This window comes from Pantoea sp. CTOTU49201 (assembly GCF_032054795.1).
Lineage (GTDB): Bacteria > Pseudomonadota > Gammaproteobacteria > Enterobacterales > Enterobacteriaceae > Pantoea > Pantoea symbiotica.
In genome coordinates this window covers 1598-4351 of the sequence record NZ_DAMBSA010000390.1, presented here as the reverse complement: position 1 = coordinate 4351, position 2754 = coordinate 1598, and the positions used below count along the sequence as shown (strand labels likewise).

3 protein-coding genes are annotated in these 2754 nt (G+C 57.4%); all 3 read right to left on the bottom strand.

Annotated elements, in window-relative coordinates:
• The coding region (locus RTY00_RS20685) for an ABC transporter permease (protein ID WP_312665927.1) at window positions 1-494 on the bottom strand (494 nt) is incomplete at its 3' end.
• Window positions 487-2007 (bottom strand): sugar ABC transporter ATP-binding protein, encoded by a 1521-nt coding sequence (locus tag RTY00_RS20680; protein ID WP_312665926.1) that lies wholly within the window; start codon window positions 2005-2007, stop codon window positions 487-489. The genes RTY00_RS20685 and RTY00_RS20680, both read right to left, overlap by 8 nt.
• A gap of 56 nt (window positions 2008-2063) precedes the next feature.
• Window positions 2064-2754: ABC transporter substrate-binding protein (locus tag RTY00_RS20675; RefSeq protein ID WP_312665924.1), on the bottom strand; the 691-nt coding region annotated here is incomplete at its 5' end.

Sequence of the window (2754 nt, the reverse complement as noted above, 5' to 3'; positions counted from 1 at the left end):
TCGCTATTGAAGGTGACGATTTGCCCCTGCGTAATCAGCTGCGCCACGCCGCGTCCCGCCACCATCAATATCAAGGTGGCGACAAACGGCTGAATTTTTAGTAGCGCCACCAAAATGCCATTCCATAAACCGCAGGCCAGGCCGGTACCGAGCGTCACCAGAATGATGAACGGCAAACTGTGCCCCGCCACCGTCAAGGTCGCCGCCGTCGCGCCCGCAATCGCCATCACCGCGCCCACCGACAGATCGATGCCGCCGGTGGCAATCACCAGCGTCATGCCGATCGCCAGCAGCGCCACCGGCGCGGCGCGATTGAGAATATCAATCGGGCTACCGAACAAACGGCCATCCTGAATGTGAATGGCAAAAAAGTTATTCGCCACCAGGCTATCCACCAGCAGCACCAGAATCAGCGCCACAATCTGCGGCATGCCAGGCGGCAGCTTCGGCTTACGCCGTTCGGGTTTGTCATGTGTCATAGGGGATTCAAGCATGTTGTGCTCCTCCATCGGCGATGGCGTTGACGATCGCGGCCACCGACAGCTGCTCCAGCGGGATTTCAGCCACCTGCTTCAAATCGCGCATGATCAATACGCGATCGGCATAGCCCACCAGTTCTTCGAGTTCAGAGGAGATAACCAGCAGCGCCAATCCGTCGGCGCACAGGGTTTCAATTAAGCGAATGATCTCGGCGTGCGCGCCCACATCAATGCCGCGCGTTGGCTCGTCGAGGATCAGGAATTGCGGTTTGGTCACCAGCCAGCGCGACAGCAGCACCTTCTGCTGGTTGCCGCCGGACAACAGCTCAACCGGCTGATCGGCATGCGGCGTGCGAATGCCAAGACTCTTAATAAAGCGCTCGGCGATCTCCTGCTGCTCACGACGCTTAATCGGTCGCAGCCAGCCGCGCTGTGCCTGCAATGCCAGAATGATATTTTCGCGTACCGATGCGCCACCAATGATGCCGTCGGTTTTACGATCTTCCGGGCAGAAACCCATACCAAGGCGCGAGGCCTTCGCGGGTGTGCGAATGTTTTGCACTTTACCCTTGATGGTCGCGGTACCGCGATCGGCGCGGCGAATGCCAAACAGCACTTCGGCGGTTTCGGTACGGCCTGAACCGAGCAATCCGGCCAGGCCCACCACTTCGCCCGGACGCACCTGCAGGTTGAACGGTTCAATGGTGCCCTTCTTGCCGTAATCTTCAAACAACACCACCGGCTGATTGCTGCGCAGCGTGCTGCCCTGACGCTGCAAAGCGGTTTCCAGCAGCTCGCGCCCCAGCATCAGCTTAATCAGTTCAATCTGCGGCAGCGTGGCGGTATCGCGCGTGGCAATAAACTGGCCGTTTCGCAGCACGGTGATGCGATCGGTAATGCGGTAAACCTGGTCGAGAAAATGGGTAACAAAAATCAGGCTCATCCCTTTGGCTTTCAGCTGCGCCATCAGGGTAAACAGCATTTCGACTTCGTTGGCATCGAGGCTGGCAGTCGGTTCATCGAGGATCAGCACCTGCGCGGAGAGATCAACCGCGCGGCAAATCGCAATGATCTGCTGCATCGCCACCGAGTAATGGCCCAGCGGACGCGTTACGTCGAGCACGAAGCCGTAATTGCGCATCAGCGCATCGGCATCGCGCACCATGCGCTTGCGATCGATCATGCCAAAGCGGCGCGGCTCGCGACCAATGTACAGATTATCCGCCACCGACATATTCGGCAGCAGATTCACTTCCTGATAAACGGTGCCAATGCCCATCTCCTGCGCATCAGCGGTATTGTGCGGCGTAATCGCCTTGCCATTCAGGGTGACCGTGCCGGCATCGCGGGTGTAAACGCCGGTCAGGACTTTAATCAGCGTAGATTTGCCCGCGCCGTTTTCGCCCAGCAGCGCCATGATCTCGCCCTTGCGGATGCTGAACGAAACATTATCCAGCGCCTTCACGCCGGGAAAGCCTTTGCTGACGCCGCTGATGGTCAGCAGTGCGGTTTGATCGGAGGTGCTCATCGGGTTCTACCTCGCCTTACGTCATCAAAAACCGCCCCGAAGGGCGGTTGCGGGGATCAGTAACCCATGCCTTTTTTGGTATCGAGCTGTGCCTGCGCGGAGTCCGGCAGATACAGTTTCGATTCAGTTTTGATGATTTTCGGCGGCATCGTGCCGTCTTTCTTGAATTTCTCCAGCGCGTCGAATGCCGGACCGGCCATGTTTGGCGTCAGCTCCACGTTGGCATTGGCTTCACCGGCCAGCATCGCTTTGTAGATATCGGGCACGCCGTCAATCGAACCGGTCAGGATATCTTTACCCGGCTTGAGACCGGCTTCTTTAATCGCCTGAATGGCACCGATCGCCATATCATCGTTATGCGCGTAAACCATGCAGATGTTCTTGCCGTTGTTTTCCGCCTTGATGAAACTCTCCATCACCTCTTTACCTTTGCTGCGGGTAAAGTCACCGGACTGCGAGCGAATCACTTTGATGTTGTCGTGTCCCGCGATGGCTTCGGCGAAGCCTTTCTTACGGTCAATTGCCACGCTGGCACCAACGGTACCTTGCAACTCGACGACGTTACATTTTTTGTCCGCTACGGTTTTCACCAGCCAGTCACCAATCAACTTGCCTTCCAGCACGTTGTCAGCGGTGACCACCGCCATATACAGCGATTTGTCTTTCACCACGATGGCGCGATCGAGTAAGAACACCGGAATCTTGGCGTCTTTGGCTTCTTCCAGCACCGGCTCCCATCCCGTTTGC

Coding starts and splice junctions, on each gene's coding strand:
- RTY00_RS20680 (WP_312665926.1), bottom strand. CDS start 2,007: ATGAGCACCTCCGATCAAACCGCACTGCTGACCATCAGCGGCGTCAGC.